The 13,054-nt window shown below is 40.2% G+C and carries 15 protein-coding genes; 10 read left to right on the top strand and 5 right to left on the bottom strand.

What is annotated here, in order from left to right:
- Positions 1 to 41 precede the first annotated feature (41 nt).
- From PRO_RS07880 to PRO_RS07835, 10 genes are all read left to right on the top strand, one after another.
- Entirely contained in the window at positions 42 to 464 is a 423-nt protein-coding gene (locus tag PRO_RS07880) for an ATP synthase subunit I (RefSeq protein ID WP_052039742.1), read from the top strand.
- Positions 465 to 547: 83 nt separating this feature from the next.
- Positions 548 to 1,273 carry a F0F1 ATP synthase subunit A gene (gene atpB, locus PRO_RS07875; RefSeq protein WP_011125759.1) on the top strand — a complete coding sequence of 242 codons (726 nt, stop codon included), beginning with the start codon at positions 548 to 550 and terminating at the stop codon, positions 1,271 to 1,273.
- 172 nt (positions 1,274 to 1,445) lie between these two features.
- On the top strand, positions 1,446 to 1,694 hold the full coding sequence (gene atpE, locus PRO_RS07870; protein WP_011125758.1) for an ATP synthase F0 subunit C: 249 nt from the start codon (positions 1,446 to 1,448) through the stop codon (positions 1,692 to 1,694).
- A gap of 132 nt (positions 1,695 to 1,826) precedes the next feature.
- Complete coding sequence (locus PRO_RS07865; RefSeq protein WP_011125757.1) at positions 1,827 to 2,288, top strand: F0F1 ATP synthase subunit B'; 462 nt, start codon at positions 1,827 to 1,829, stop codon at positions 2,286 to 2,288.
- Entirely contained in the window at positions 2,285 to 2,800 is a 516-nt protein-coding gene (locus tag PRO_RS07860; protein WP_011125756.1) for a F0F1 ATP synthase subunit B, read from the top strand. The genes PRO_RS07865 and PRO_RS07860 overlap by 4 nt, the downstream gene beginning before the upstream one ends.
- A complete protein-coding gene (gene atpH, locus PRO_RS07855; protein ID WP_036892505.1) occupies positions 2,800 to 3,348 on the top strand; it encodes an ATP synthase F1 subunit delta in 549 nt (182 codons plus the stop codon). Before PRO_RS07860 ends, atpH begins: the two co-directional genes overlap by 1 nt.
- Positions 3,349 to 3,415: 67 nt before the next feature.
- Positions 3,416 to 4,933 carry a F0F1 ATP synthase subunit alpha gene (atpA, locus tag PRO_RS07850; RefSeq protein WP_011125754.1) on the top strand — a complete coding sequence of 506 codons (1,518 nt, stop codon included), beginning with the start codon at positions 3,416 to 3,418 and terminating at the stop codon, positions 4,931 to 4,933.
- A 30-nt stretch (positions 4,934 to 4,963) separates the two neighbouring features.
- Positions 4,964 to 5,914, top strand: a complete 951-nt coding sequence (locus PRO_RS07845) for a F0F1 ATP synthase subunit gamma (protein WP_011125753.1) — start codon at positions 4,964 to 4,966, stop codon at positions 5,912 to 5,914.
- 31 nt (positions 5,915 to 5,945) lie between these two features.
- Positions 5,946 to 6,140 carry a hypothetical protein gene (locus PRO_RS07840; protein WP_011125752.1) on the top strand — a complete coding sequence of 65 codons (195 nt, stop codon included), beginning with the start codon at positions 5,946 to 5,948 and terminating at the stop codon, positions 6,138 to 6,140.
- Positions 6,141 to 6,144: 4 nt separating this feature from the next.
- Positions 6,145 to 7,245 carry a DUF3326 domain-containing protein gene (locus tag PRO_RS07835; RefSeq protein ID WP_011125751.1) on the top strand — a complete coding sequence of 367 codons (1,101 nt, stop codon included), beginning with the start codon at positions 6,145 to 6,147 and terminating at the stop codon, positions 7,243 to 7,245.
- An 11-nt stretch (positions 7,246 to 7,256) separates the two neighbouring features.
- On the opposite strand, the gene ald is transcribed toward PRO_RS07835, so the two are convergent.
- From ald to PRO_RS07810, 5 genes are read right to left on the bottom strand one after another with little or no spacing between them, the layout of a single operon-like run.
- Positions 7,257 to 8,396: an alanine dehydrogenase gene (ald, locus tag PRO_RS07830; RefSeq protein ID WP_011125750.1), complete on the bottom strand. Its 1,140-nt coding sequence runs from the start codon at positions 8,394 to 8,396 to the stop codon at positions 7,257 to 7,259.
- Positions 8,397 to 8,454: 58 nt separating this feature from the next.
- The gene (locus tag PRO_RS07825) at positions 8,455 to 10,149 is read right to left on the bottom strand and encodes an NAD+ synthase (RefSeq protein WP_011125749.1); all 1,695 of its coding nucleotides are present in this window, start codon (positions 10,147 to 10,149) and stop codon (positions 8,455 to 8,457) included.
- Entirely contained in the window at positions 10,149 to 10,736 is a 588-nt protein-coding gene (locus PRO_RS07820; protein ID WP_011125748.1) for a nicotinate-nucleotide adenylyltransferase, read from the bottom strand. The genes PRO_RS07825 and PRO_RS07820 overlap by 1 nt, the downstream gene beginning before the upstream one ends.
- A complete protein-coding gene (locus PRO_RS07815) occupies positions 10,733 to 12,055 on the bottom strand; it encodes a GTP-binding protein (protein ID WP_011125747.1) in 1,323 nt (440 codons plus the stop codon). The genes PRO_RS07820 and PRO_RS07815 overlap by 4 nt, the downstream gene beginning before the upstream one ends.
- On the bottom strand, positions 12,052 to 13,038 hold the full coding sequence (locus PRO_RS07810; RefSeq protein ID WP_011125746.1) for a CNNM domain-containing protein: 987 nt from the start codon (positions 13,036 to 13,038) through the stop codon (positions 12,052 to 12,054). The genes PRO_RS07815 and PRO_RS07810 overlap by 4 nt, the downstream gene beginning before the upstream one ends.
- Between the last annotated feature and the right edge of the window lie 16 nt (positions 13,039 to 13,054).

Genomic DNA, 13,054 nt, shown 5'->3' with positions numbered 1-13,054 from the left:
TTGTTAAACATTCAGAGCACTTTCCTGAGGGAGAGAGCTTATTGTCTGCAAATCAAGTGGCCAGTAAAGAACTAAAGCCTTCAATTGATGTTGAGTCTTCTCAGGAAACTGTGGGAGGTTCATCCACTGAATATGTGTCGCTTCAGCTGCGCATTTTCAAGATGACATTGGTTGTAACAGCCTTTTCAGTGCTTTTTACAATCATATTTTTTGATTTCCATGCTGCTATGAGTCTTCTTGTAGGAGCTTTTTCAGGAATCCTTTATTTGCGATTACTCGCTAAAAGCATTGGATCACTTGGAAAGGAATCATCTTCGGTCAGCAAATTTCAATTGCTAGTTCCTGTCTTACTGATTTTGGCAGTTATCAAACTGCCTGAACTTCAGCTATTACCTGCTTTAGTTGGTTTCTTGCTTTACAAACCATCTTTGATAATTCAGTTTTTGATTGAGCCTTCTGCTTAAACAATCCGCTGAAAATTAATCTTGGTGGTATTTGGGCTTGACCAAGACACAATGTCGCTTTAGCGACTATTAATTTTTTAAAAATGGGTACCTCTCCATTTGTTTTACCTTTTGCTGCATTAGAGGTTGGTCAACACCTTTATTGGCAGATAGGGAAGTTAAGGATTCATGGTCAGGTTTTTATGACTTCATGGATTCTTATAGGTGCACTGCTAACCCTTGTTGTGGTTGGCACCAAAAAAATGGAACGTGACCCTAAAGGTGTGCAGAACCTTCTTGAATTCCTTTGGGATTACATCCGTGATTTGGCTCGCACACAAATTGGAGAAAAAGTCTATAGAGACTGGATGCCATTTATAGGCACTCTTTTCTTGTTCATTTTTGTGAGCAATTGGGGAGGAGCTTTAATCCCATGGAAGTTAATTGAACTCCCTAGTGGAGAGTTAGGTGCGCCTACGGCTGATATAAACACAACCGTCGCACTTGCGCTTTTGGTGTCACTTTCATATTTTTATGCGGGTTTGAGCAACAAAGGATTGCGTTACTTCGAGTACTACGTACATCCAACGCCAATCATGCTCCCATTTAAGATTGTTGAAGACTTCACCAAGCCTCTTTCACTTTCCTTCCGTTTATTTGGAAATATTCTGGCGGATGAACTTGTTGTTGCCGTACTTGTTTTTCTAGTACCACTTGTACTTCCAGTCCCAGTAATGTTCCTAGGTTTGTTTACTAGTGCTATTCAGGCCTTGATTTTTGCAACTCTTGCTGCTTACTACATAGGTGAAGCAGTGGAAGAACATCATTAATCAAAACTTTTGTTGTCAGAGATAAATTATTTTTCTGGCAAAACTCTTGCGAATAGCTTCGATTTTCTTCGAACGCATCTTAATTAACTATGAGATGTACCCCTCGCAGGTTTAAACTTCCGGTTTCTCTCAAATACGCGCTTAGAAGGCGCTTCATTTCCTTAGCTCAATTATGGATTCCATTACCACCGCCGCTTCTGTTGTTGCCGCTGGTTTAGCTGTAGGCCTTGGCGCTATCGGCCCTGGTATCGGTCAGGGTAGCGCCGCACAAGGTGCAGTAGAAGGCATCGCACGCCAACCTGAAGCCGAAGGCAAGATCAGAGGTACTTTGCTTCTTTCTTTCGCTTTCATGGAATCACTAACCATCTATGGCCTTGTGGTTGCTTTGGTTCTACTTTTTGCTAACCCATTTGCAGGCTAAAAGAAATTCAAATCAAGATTTGGATTTAAAATCAGGGTGATTTTCTTTGTTTTTAGATCTTGCACAATTTGATTTGAATCTTCATTTCATTAGCTTTTAAGACTCGCTTTAAATCTCACGCACCCTTGCCATATGACCAGCTTGCTTCTGTTTGGTGCTAGTGAAGGAGGTCTATTTGACTTTGATGCAACTTTGCCACTTATGGCTGCTCAGGTTGTTCTCCTCACATTCATCCTTAATGCTCTTTTCTTCAAGCCCGTTGGTCGGGTTGTAGAAGATAGAGAAGACTATGTTTTGACAAGTCGTGCCGAGGCTAAGAAGAAGCTGGCTGAGGTGGAAAAACTTGAGAATGATTTAAAAAATCAACTTAAGGAAGCACGCAAGGCGGCACAACAGGTTATTAGTGAGGCAGAAGAAGATTCTGAAAAGCTTTATAAAGAGGCTTTGAACTTAGCTAATTCTGAAGCTAATGCTTCTCGAGAGCAGGCAAGACGCGAGATTGACTCTCAAAGAGATTCTGCTCTCAAAAAGCTAAAGTCTGATTCAGACAAGCTTGGTGATTTGATCGTTGAAAGATTATTGGCAGCCAAATGAATGATTCTCTGATTTTTGCAACCGAAGGTTTTGCTCTAAATCTCAATTTATTTGAGACAAATGTTATCAACTTAGCTGTTGTTGCTTTTGGACTTTACAAATTTCTTCCTAACTTTTTGGGAGGGATGCTTGAGAGACGTCGTTCTGCAATTTTGCAGGATCTAAAAGATGCTGAAGATCGATTAGCAAAGGCTTCAGAGTCTCTGAAACAAGCAAAATTAGATCTTTCATCTGCTGAGCAGAAAGCAGGCAAGATAAGAACCGATTGCCAAGCTCGAGCCGAGGCAATTCGTTTAGAAAGTGAAAAACGTACTGTTGAGGAAATGGCTCGAATTAAACAAGGTGCTGCATCTGATCTAAATGTCGAGGCAGCTCGAGTCAGTGGTCAATTACGTAGAGAAGCTGCGAAATTGGCTATTGAAAAAGCCCTTTCAACCCTATCTGGAAAACTTGACGATAAAGCTCAAGACAAGTTTTTAAAACAATCCATCAAAAATATAGGAGATATTTGATGCCGCTTCTTAATACCATCACTACTCCATATGCAGAAGCATTCCTTCAGGTAGCAGAAAACCGCAATGAAGTTGATGAAGTAGTTGCCCAGTCGAAATCTTTACTGGAACTTTGGGGCCAATCTTCAGAATTTAGCGAAGCAATGGCTTCTCCTGTTCTTGAAGTTGAAACTAAAAAAGCAGTTCTTGAGAAGATTTTTTCTAAGGAAATAACACCGTCTTTTCTCAACTTATTGAAGTTGTTGGCTGATAGAAAGCGGATAGGCTATTTGGATGCTGTCTTGGAGAGGTTGCTAGAGCTTTATCGCGAACAACGCAACATTGCGCTTGCTACTGTAACTTCCGCAACTTCTTTGAATGAAGATCAACAAGCGGAAATCCTGAAAACTGTTCAATCCGTAGCTGGCACTGACAATCTAGAGCTAAATTTAAAAGTTGACCCCAATTTGATTGGTGGCTTTGTTGTCAATGTAGGCTCAAAGGTTATCGATGCAAGCCTTTCTAGCCAAGTGAGAAGATTGGGTCTTGCGCTAGCAAAGGTAAGCTAGCTAACAACCAATCATTTCTTTCAAACTCTTCCTTCCCCCTTCCTTCCCTTAACTACATTCTCCTCCCATGGTTTCTATACGTCCCGATGAAATCAGTTCAATTCTGAAAAAACAGATTGCTGATTACGATAAGTCTGTTTCAGTAAGCAATGTAGGTACCGTTCTTCAGATTGGTGATGGAATTGCAAGAGTTTATGGCCTTGAAAAGGCCATGGCTGGAGAATTAGTGGAATTTGAGGATGGTACTGAAGGAATTGCTTTAAACCTAGAAGATGACAATGTTGGAGCAGTTTTAATGGGAGAAGGCTTAGGGATACAAGAAGGAAGCACTGTCAAAGCAACAGGAAAAATTGCTTCGGTACCTGTTGGAGATGCAATGTTGGGTAGGGTTGTTAATCCTCTTGGACAGCCTGTAGATGGTAATGGTGAAATTGCAACAAGTGATTCTCGACTTATTGAGTCATTAGCCCCTGGAATTATTAAAAGGAAGTCCGTTCATGAGCCAATGCAAACCGGAATTACTTCTATTGATGCAATGATTCCAATAGGTAGAGGTCAGCGTGAGTTAATCATTGGAGATCGTCAAACAGGCAAGACAGCTATTGCTATAGATACAATCATCAACCAGAAGGGTCAAGATGTAGTTTGTGTATATGTAGCGGTAGGCCAGAAATCTGCGTCTGTGGCACAAGTTGTTGAAGTTTTACGTGAGAAGGGAGCCTTAGAGTACACAATTGTTGTAAATGCAAGTGCTTCAGAAGCAGCTGCATTGCAATATTTAGCACCTTATACAGGTGCAGCAATAGCTGAGCATTTTATGTATCAAGGTAAGGCGACTTTGGTTATTTATGATGATTTAACCAAGCAAGCTCAGGCATATCGTCAGATGTCACTATTGCTACGCCGTCCACCAGGACGTGAGGCTTATCCTGGCGATGTTTTCTATTGCCACAGTCGCTTGCTTGAAAGAGCAGCAAAACTTTCTGATGCGATGGGTAGTGGATCCATGACAGCTTTACCAATAATTGAGACTCAAGCTGGAGATGTGTCTGCATATATCCCTACTAATGTAATTTCTATTACTGATGGTCAGATTTTCTTAAGTGCAGATCTTTTTAATTCCGGGTTGAGGCCTGCAATTAATGTCGGTATTTCAGTTAGTCGTGTTGGAGGTGCAGCTCAAACTAAAGCGATTAAGAAAATAGCAGGTACTTTGAAACTGGAATTGGCTCAGTTTGATGAACTCGCGGCTTTCTCTCAGTTTGCATCTGATCTAGATGAAGCTACCCAGCAACAACTTGAGAGAGGTAAACGTTTGAGAGAGTTGCTTAAGCAAGCCCAATTTGCCCCTTTGAATCTTGCTGAGCAGGTAGCAGTTGTTTATGCAGGAGTCAAAGGTTTGATTGATGAGGTTCCAGTAGAACAGGTCACGCAATTTGCCGCTGAACTTCGTGAATACTTGAAAACCAGTAAGCCAGATTACATAAATCAAGTCTTAACTGAGAAGAAACTCAGTGATGATATTGAGGCTGTACTTAAAGAGTCAATCAACGAGGTTAAATCCTCGATGTTGGCAGCTGCTTAACCCCTAGGTTTATCTAGGAGATTTTAATTCATGGCAAATCTAAAAGAAATTAGAGACAGGATTGTTTCTGTAAAAAACACGCGAAAGATTACTGAGGCAATGCGTCTTGTAGCAGCGGCTAAAGTTAGACGTGCTCAAGAGCAGGTCCTTAGAAGTCGCCCATTCGCAGATCGTTTAGCAAGAGTTCTTGAAAACATACAGTCACGTATGAAATTTGAGGCAGCGGACTCTCCTTTGCTTAAAGCCCGTGCAGTGCAAAAAGTTACTTTGCTTGCAGTGACTGGCGATAGGGGATTGTGTGGTGGCTATAATACAAATGTTATCAAGCGTACTGAGCAACGATATGGAGAACTTAGCAGTCAAGGGTTTGAAATTGATTTAGTATTGATAGGGCGTAAAGCTATCACTTATTTTCAGAACAGAAGTAGTCAATATAAGATACGTGCATCTTTTCAGGATTTAGAGCAAGTTCCTACATCTAAGGACGCAGAGGAAGCCACTAGTGAAGTACTATCGGAATTTCTTTCAGAAAGTACTGATAGAGTTGAAATTATCTACACAAAGTTTATTAGTCTAGTAAGTTGTGATCCAGTAGTTCAAACTCTTCTCCCGTTAGATCCTCAAGGGATCGCTAAAGAAGATGATGAAATTTTTAGAATCACTACTAAAGGTAGTCGTTTTGTTATCGAGAAAGACCCTGCGCCAGCTAATGAAGAGCCTGTGCTGCCATCAGATGTTGTCTTTGAGCAAAGTCCTGATCAATTGCTAAATTCACTCTTGCCTCTATATTTACAGAATCAACTTCTTAGAGCACTACAAGAAGCAGCAGCTTCTGAATTGGCAAGTCGAATGACTGCAATGAATAATGCTAGTGACAATGCTAAGGAGTTAGCTAAGACATTGAATCTTACATACAATAAAGCTCGTCAAGCTGCTATTACTCAAGAGATTCTTGAGGTTGTTGGTGGAGCAAGTGTATAAAATATTTGTTTAGTCTATTTAAGAGGTAGATATGAGACTTGAGTCTCTAGAAATGAGTTTAGAATGGCCAGATAGCTTGCCTTTAACTGATCTACGCAAATTTGTCTTAGACAAATTGAAAGATGTTGGTGAGCCCCTCAGGTGGGCAATTACAAGCATTACTAGTTCAAAAAAAGTTAAGTCTTCTCGTTTATTAAAGGTTGAAGCTGTATTGATCATTCATTAAGTCATTGATTCCTTCTTCTTCCTTTCCTACGCTTTTGCTCATTCCTTCAGGAATTGGATGTCAAGTTGGAGGATATGCCGGAGATGCTATCCCTTTTGCTCGTTTACTAGCTGCTTCTTCTGGATGTTTAATTACGCATCCAAATGTGATGAATGGAGCGTCTCTTTATTGGCATGATGAAAGTATTCAATATGTAGAAGGATTTAGCGTTGATCAATTTGCATGTGGTGACATTGTTTTGCGCCCTGTTAGGAATCAAAGAATTGGTGTTCTGCTTGATGCTGGCTTGGGATCAGAATTACGTAAAAGACATTTGGATGTAATTGATGCTTGTCGAGCGACGTTGGGATTGGACATTGGTCCAGTCGAAACAACAGATTCCCCACTTAAAATAACTTTAGAGATTTCTTCAAGTGGTGCCAGTTGGGGGAAGCTTTCGACTCCTACCCCATTGCTAAGAGCAGGTGAAAGATTGAAAAAAGAAGGTGCAACTGCGATAGCAGTAGTTACAAGATTTCCTGATGATTTGGATAGTGAAGAATTAGGAGCCTATCGACAAGGGCATGGTGTAGATGTAATAGCAGGAGCTGAAGCTGTTATTAGTCATTTGTTAGTACGTCATTTATGCCTTCCATGTGCTCATGCTCCTGCTTTGTCTCCATTACCCATAGCAGAGGACTTGGACCCTCGCGCTGCTGGAGAAGAGCTTGGATATACATTTTTGCCTTGTGTTTTGGTGGGGTTAAGCCATGCACCTGATCTAATTCCTCGAGATACTCTTAAAACACTTAGTAATCTTACAAAGCCAAACTTCATCAGTATTGAAGATTTAGGTGCTGTAGTTGCGCCTATTGGTGCACTTGGAGGAGAAGCTGTTTTAGGATGTATAGAGAAGGGTATTCCACTTATTGCTGTTTCTAACCCAGGAGTCCTAAAGGTTGATTTAGATTCTCTTGGTTTAAAAGCTGACTCGCTTTTAACTAGTCATTTAAGAGTATATGAGGTAGATAATTATCTAGAAGCTGCAGGTTTAGTACTTGCCTTAAGAGAAGGTATAGCTATTTCTTCGTTAAAGCGACCAATACAAAAAGTTGTTGAGACTTGATGAAATTCTGTTTAATTTAAGCATGCCATAGGATGTCTTGGTGGAATTCCAAGAGCCTTAGCAACTCCTGGATGACATACTGAGCCGCCAATAGTATTTAATCCAGATACTATTTCCGGGCGTTCAGTAATTGCTCCTTCAAGTCCACGTCCTGCAATGCCAAGAATATATGGCAAAGTTACACTAACCAGTGCTTCCGTTGAAGTGAATGGTACTGCACCGGGCATATTGCTTACTGCATAATGCTGAACTCCTTTAATATTAATTGTAGGTTTGGTATGAGTAGTTTCAACGCTTGTCGCTACACATCCTCCTTGGTCGATAGCTACATCAACTATTACTGAGTTGTTTTTCATCTGTGCAACCATATTTTCATCGACGAGTGTCGGAGCTCTACCTCCAGGGGTTAATACAGCTCCGATTATGAGATCAGCTGTTGGAATTAATCTTTCTAGAAGCCCTCTGCTGCTTACTATGCTTTCAAGTCGTCCTTTGCGATATGCTTCTAGTTTGCGTAGCCTTTCCGGTGATCGGTCTAGGAGCATTACCTCTGCATCCATTGCTGCTGCAAGTCTTGCAGCATTCCATCCTACTGTGCCTGCGCCAAGCACAATAACTCTTGCAGGTCTAACTCCTGTACATCCTCCAATTAATATACCTCTACCCCCATTAGGCTTTTCAAGTAGATTAGCTCCCACTTGGGCAGCTAATCGACCAGCGATTTCACTCATTGGGGCAAGTAAAGGTAGGCTCCCATCTTCCATCTGAACAGTTTCATAACCTATAGTTGTTGTACCTGCTGTGAGTAATGCTTCGCTGACTTTTGGATATGCTGCTAGGTGTAGATATGTAAATAGAACCATATCTTCTCTCAGAAACTTAAATTCTTCTTCCTGAGGTTCCTTAACCTTTACAACTAGATGAGCTGCCCAAGCTTCATCTCGATCAACGATTCTTGCGCCTGCGTTAGAAAAATCTTGATCTTCAATCCCTAAGCCTTTACCAGCATCTGTCTGTACACGCACTTCTAGTCCTTGAGTCACTAGTTCTTTAACTCCATCCGGAGTAATTGCAACTCTAAGTTCGTCTGATTTAATTTCTTTTGGTATACCGATACTAGAAATCGGTGCGGATAGAACTGGTGATGGCATTTAGTTTGGGATTTTAGAAGGTTCATTTTTACTGAATATCACCTTAGCTTCTTTACTATTATGTTGATGCTATAGGGATTCTCCAACCACTACCAAAGGCCTGTTCACTGACTTTCAAGGTAGGAGGTGCTTGCCTTCTTTTAAATTCAGCATTTTTTAATAACTTCTTGACTTTCGTAACTAAAGCGGAAGGATATTCTTTGCTTGCAAGTGTTTTATAATTACTGCGGTCTTCTATTAAAGCTTTGAGAATTTTGTCAAGGACTTCATAGTCAGGTAATGAGTCACTATCAAGTTGATTTGGACTGAGTTCAGCGCTTGGAGGTTTGTTGAGAATAGCAGAACCAACTAAATCCCCAGTTTTTGGGAGGCCTAAATCACTTCTGCATTGATATGCATTGTTGCTATCTAACCAATGACATAAGTCAAATATATTTGTTTTATATAAATCTCCTATCACTGCAAGTCCACCATTCATATCACCATAGAGTGTGCAATAGCCAACTGCTAATTCAGATTTGTTGCCAGTAGATAATAATAGGTGTTTCTGTTCATTTGCTATTGCCATTAGAAGAGTTCCTCTAATGCGTGCTTGTAGATTTTCAGCAGTTAAACCTTGTGGAAGCTTCCCGAGAGTAGTTTTCAAAGTTATATCGTAGTTCTCCATTAACGAGGCAATAGGGATGGTTGATGTCTTAATCCCTAATCTTTTAGCTAAATTATTCGCATCAATTATAGATCCTTCAGAGCTCCAAGGAGAAGGCATTAAAATTCCTGAAACTTTTTCTGCTCCTAAAGCAGCGCAAGCAATAATGGCTACTAATGCAGAGTCAATGCCCCCACTGAGTCCAAGCAAAACACTTTTGAAGCCACATTTCCCCACATAGTCTTTCACTCCTAGCACTAGAGCTTGCAATAATATTTCTTGATCTTCTTTTAAAGACGGTGATGAAATACTTGAGTTAGAAGTTGCATCCCAAGTGACAATCGATTCTTTACATAGTGGGAGTGAAAGTGTTTTCTTACCTTTTTGATCAGTAATGAAGCTTGACCCATCGAAAATCAATTCATCATTTCCACCGACTTGATTAAGATAGATTACTGGACAATTAAGTCGTTTCGCAGCTTTGGAGGCTAGTCTTTGACGCAATAACCCTTTGCCATGAGTAAAAGGGGATGCTGACAGATTTAAGAGTAAATCGATTTTTTTACTCGTAAGATCGGCTATTGGATCTGGCCCTTCTATGCGGTGACCTTGAATTCCTTCTTCAACCCATAGATCTTCACATATGGTGAGTCCTAAACGCCATGTCCTTTCATTTTCTGTCAAGAGAATAACCCCTGACTTTTGTGCAGCTCTAAAGTATCTTTTCTCGTCGAATACGTCATAAGTAGGAAGTAATTGTTTTCTAGCAATTACTTCCCATCCGCTACTTTTGAGGAGTGCGATTGAATTGAAGAGGTTGGGCACTTGTAGATCTTGCGCTGGTTCTGCTATTCCAACTAGGAGAGTTAATTGAGGTGTCTTTTCAGCAATATAGGTGACAATTTCATCAAGAATATCCCATTGATGCTCTAGGAATAAAGGGTTGAATAATAAGTCTCTTGGTGGATATCCTAATATTGAAAGTTCAGGCGTAATAAGGAGATTTGCATTATTTTTGTAAGCATCCTTGCACGCGGCAATGATTTTTTTACTATTACCTGATAGATCCCCAATAAGGGGGTTTAGCTGTGCCAAGGAAAGTCTCATTACATCTTTTGGGAGAGGCCATAAAGATTCTTTTTTTTAAGAATGGGTAATAGTGCCTTTGGTATTTGCGAAAAAAGCAGATGATTATGGATAGTCGAGCTAGCTGTCTCGGGTATCTTTAATGGCAATAAAATAGGAGTTCCACCCATCTCTTTAATTTTTTCGAGATTAGAATTTCCAATAGGCCATCCCTCGCGTGGGACAATCCCTAGTTGTGCATGTTGAAGTACATTCTTCGCTTCAAACCAATGAGGTATATCTGTAACAAGATCGCTCCCAATGATTAATATAAGACCTTTGTTTGGCCAATGCTTTGCGGCGCGTTCAAGAGTTTTTATGGCCCATTTACTGCTTAATTCTTGCTTTAGCTCTAGATTTGGAAGAGCAATTGCCTCTACTAAGGTATTAAGAAGCTCATATCTCTGATTTAGAGATGTTTTATGACTTTTACTAGGGTTATCACTTGCCCAAGTGACTACTTTTGGAAAAATTTTGCTTAATTCTGTTAGCAATATCTTATGACCTATGGTTGGAGGGTCTGCGCTTGTGCCTAGCAGAGCAATAGAGCTATATGAATTATTTTTCACGGGAGAAGAGCTTGTATGCTTTTAGGCTTTTCATAAGGGTTGATATTCCATTCTTGGAGACATTTTTGGACGTTAGGATTTGATTTAGAAAGTTGTCGCAATATTGACCTTGGGTTCGCTCCTGGGAGATGACTGTTTCGAAGAATTTCTTTTGCTGCTAATCGCCCGGTTAGTTTTGTTGTGTGAATTGCGATAATAGCTTGTGCTATAGCAACTGGTCCTGCAGGTGCAAGACTTAACCCACCTGTAAATGGAGTAGCTAATAATAATAAATGTTGAACTGTTCCTAATGCCAATTGAATAGCAAGTTGAGCTCCGCCGAGTAGACCGTTGTGAAGAGAAAGCTTTTTTAACAAATTTCTTGCTGAACGGCCTTTTAACTCTAATCCATATAATTTACTTAATTGAACAATTAGAGCAGTATCAAAGGCAAGTCCTGTTGCGAAATCAAACATGATCAGAGGATTTACAGCAACTCCTGATGCTTTTAAAGTTGCAAATTTACCAATAAGGCCTTGTGCTTCTAACCTTCTGCGCTTTAAACGACCTTTCTTCAGGGACTGATAAAAACTCTCTGCTTGTTGAAGAGCATTCAGGGTCAAAAGAATATTGCCTTGATCTTCAAGAAGACTGAGTAATATTTTTTTAAGTGATTGGACTTTGGGAGCACATTCTTCACTTCGCACTCGTCCGTCACTAAATACTTTTGCTTTTCGTGGGGCTGCTGCCACTGTTTCAATAAGTAAGTGCTTTGCGGAGGCAGGTAGTCGATTCCTAATACTTTCAACAATAGTTAGCACCTCATCTTCTTCCCATTGATCACATCGATTTAGGACTAATAAGACAGGCTTACCAGTCTCAATAAGTGATTGTAGTGCTTCCAGTTCAACACTAGTGATATCACTATCGAGAACTAATAGAACCAAATCTGAATAAAGTGCAACTCTTCTAGCTAAGCGAGCTCTAGCACTCGCAGCTATTTCATCAATGCCTGGAGTGTCTACTAACTCTATGGTTTCTAGACTCTGAATAGATTGCTCCCAAAACGCTCCCTTGCTTTTTCGGGTAAACCCATTGGCAACATCAGTAGCGAAAATATGCCGACCAAAAAGTGCATTGAGTAGACTTGATTTACCTACGCCTACTCTACCAAATACAGTTAATCGTATATGCCTATGAGCTAAGCGATTGATTTGACGATCAAGCGCTAGAATCTCTCCTGAAAATTGCACTTGTTCTAAATGGGTTAGATTTAAAACTTCTTTCCATTCTTTTAGCAAAGAGCTACATTTTGCCGAAGGAGATTGCAATATTGTCATTTATTAGATTTTCTCCACCATCCAGCTAAAACAGCAAGAACTGCTTCTGCACCAATTAATCCTACAAATCCACCAAATTCATCCACTACAACTCTTACACCTGTTTTATCTTTGTTGAAACAAGTAAGCAAACGATCTACTCGTATCATTTCTGGAACAAATTCAACCGCTTCACAAAGATCTATAGGTGTTAATTGAGTGTGTCCTTGTAATAACGCAGTTAACAAACGCTCGCGCTTGGCTATTCCGAGAACCTTATCTACTTCTTTACCAAGCACTACCCAACGTTGAGAGTTATTGGTCAATAGTTTAGTTCGTAATTTCTCTAATGTCACCGATCCATCTAGCGTTGGAGCGGAAACTCTAGGAGTCATTAGATCTCTAGCTGTTAAATCATTGAGTTGAAAAACTTGTCCTATCATTGCAGCTTCATCAGCTTCAATTTGCCCTTTTTGTGAACCAAGCCTTGCCATTTGTCTAATTTCTTCTTCATCAGTAGTGATTTCATTCTCAGTAGTAATGACAGGCAATAAGTGTTCTAAAGGAAGTATTAACGGACGCATCAATACACTTAGCAGATGAAGTATTGGTGCACTAATAAGTGATACCTGTAAAGACAGTTTTGCTCCAACTGATTTTGGCAATATTTCGCCTAAAAGAAGTACTAGGAGAGTCAACCCTATTGAAAATAAAGCTCGATCTATCCCAGCTTTAAAAACAAAAGTTGCATAGATGCCTAGCATTAAACTCCCAAAAATATTAAAACCATTATTTGCAATAGTTAATACAGTTAGTGTTCTGCCAAGTCGATGTCGCAACTTTGCTAATTTTTTAGCTCCTCTGACTGGTTTACGCTTTGCGGCCAGTTCATGCACTCGCAATGGATTTACTGTTAGGAGAGCAGCTTCAATTCCAGAACACAATGCAGAACCAATTAGTACAACAGCAACAAGAGTTGCTAGGAATAGAATGTCTTGACTCATGCCTTTGGGAAATTCT

This window comes from Prochlorococcus marinus subsp. marinus str. CCMP1375 (assembly GCF_000007925.1).
Taxonomy (GTDB): domain Bacteria; phylum Cyanobacteriota; class Cyanobacteriia; order PCC-6307; family Cyanobiaceae; genus Prochlorococcus_E; species Prochlorococcus_E marinus.
Note: the sequence above shows the minus strand (reverse complement) of the source record. Positions and strands in the feature narration are given on the sequence as shown.

What these genes read in the sequence shown, in the direction of transcription:
- atpB (WP_011125759.1), top strand. Translation starts at nt 548, where the DNA reads ATGGGTACCTCTCCATTTGTTTTACCTTTTGCTGCATTAGAGGTTGGT.
- atpE (WP_011125758.1), top strand. Translation starts at nt 1,446, where the DNA reads ATGGATTCCATTACCACCGCCGCTTCTGTTGTTGCCGCTGGTTTAGCT.
- PRO_RS07865 (WP_011125757.1), top strand. Translation starts at nt 1,827, where the DNA reads ATGACCAGCTTGCTTCTGTTTGGTGCTAGTGAAGGAGGTCTATTTGAC.
- PRO_RS07860 (WP_011125756.1), top strand. Translation starts at nt 2,285, where the DNA reads ATGAATGATTCTCTGATTTTTGCAACCGAAGGTTTTGCTCTAAATCTC.
- atpH (WP_036892505.1), top strand. Translation starts at nt 2,800, where the DNA reads ATGCCGCTTCTTAATACCATCACTACTCCATATGCAGAAGCATTCCTT.
- atpA (WP_011125754.1), top strand. Translation starts at nt 3,416, where the DNA reads ATGGTTTCTATACGTCCCGATGAAATCAGTTCAATTCTGAAAAAACAG.
- PRO_RS07845 (WP_011125753.1), top strand. Translation starts at nt 4,964, where the DNA reads ATGGCAAATCTAAAAGAAATTAGAGACAGGATTGTTTCTGTAAAAAAC.
- PRO_RS07840 (WP_011125752.1), top strand. Translation starts at nt 5,946, where the DNA reads ATGAGACTTGAGTCTCTAGAAATGAGTTTAGAATGGCCAGATAGCTTG.
- ald (WP_011125750.1), bottom strand. Translation starts at nt 8,396, where the DNA reads ATGCCATCACCAGTTCTATCCGCACCGATTTCTAGTATCGGTATACCA.
- PRO_RS07825 (WP_011125749.1), bottom strand. Translation starts at nt 10,149, where the DNA reads ATGAGACTTTCCTTGGCACAGCTAAACCCCCTTATTGGGGATCTATCA.
- PRO_RS07815 (WP_011125747.1), bottom strand. Translation starts at nt 12,055, where the DNA reads ATGACAATATTGCAATCTCCTTCGGCAAAATGTAGCTCTTTGCTAAAA.
- PRO_RS07810 (WP_011125746.1), bottom strand. Translation starts at nt 13,038, where the DNA reads ATGAGTCAAGACATTCTATTCCTAGCAACTCTTGTTGCTGTTGTACTA.